The organism is Pseudomonas sp. R62 (assembly GCF_000257605.1).
GTDB classification, from domain to species: Bacteria; Pseudomonadota; Gammaproteobacteria; order Pseudomonadales; family Pseudomonadaceae; genus Aquipseudomonas; species Aquipseudomonas atacamensis.
The window spans coordinates 1-612 of sequence record NZ_AHZM01000960.1 but is presented as its reverse complement, the minus strand read 5'-3'; the positions used below and the strand labels follow the sequence as shown (position 1 = coordinate 612).

The following is a 612-nucleotide window of genomic DNA, read 5'->3' as shown; positions in this document are numbered from 1 at the left end:
CCACAGGGGTGAGCAGGCTCTACGACAGCGGCGATTTACGGCAGCAGCACTGGCATAATCCCCGCCGCCCGAAGAATGGAATCTCTCGATGTTCGCTATCTACCTGCGTCACGCCGTGGCGCTGACATCTATCGTCCTCGCCTGCACCGCCCATGCCAGCAGTTTCGACTGCACCGACGCCACCAGCAAAACCGAAAAAGCCATCTGCACTGATCCCTACCTCTCAACCCTTGACGACAAGCTCGCCGAGCAATGGCGGACCACGCTGGGCAAAGTTGCCGATCCCAAAATGCTGAAAACCGACCAGCGTCAGTGGCTGAAAAACCGCAACGCCTGCGGTGCCCTGAGCGCGTGTCTGCGGCGCGAATACCTGATGCGCCTCACTGAGCTCGAACACGCGGTTCAGCCCTTCAGTTGGGATGCCACCTGGCAACTGATTCCGCGCGGCACCTCGACCTCGGCGACCCTTGTCACCCAACGTCGTGATGCCACGCATATCGCCATCGATATCTCGGCAGGCGAGGGCGCCAATTCCGGAGACTTGACTGGCGTTGCCATACTCACGGATGGAACAGCCGTGTACGCCGAGGACGCCTGCAAACTCGCCTTCAC

General features: G+C 60.6%; 1 protein-coding gene. It reads left to right on the top strand.

Annotated elements, in window-relative coordinates; genetic code table 11:
• Positions 1 to 88: 88 nt before the first annotated feature.
• Positions 89 to 612 (top strand): lysozyme inhibitor LprI family protein (locus tag OQK_RS01350; protein ID WP_016770766.1); only part of this gene is annotated, 524 nt, incomplete at its 3' end.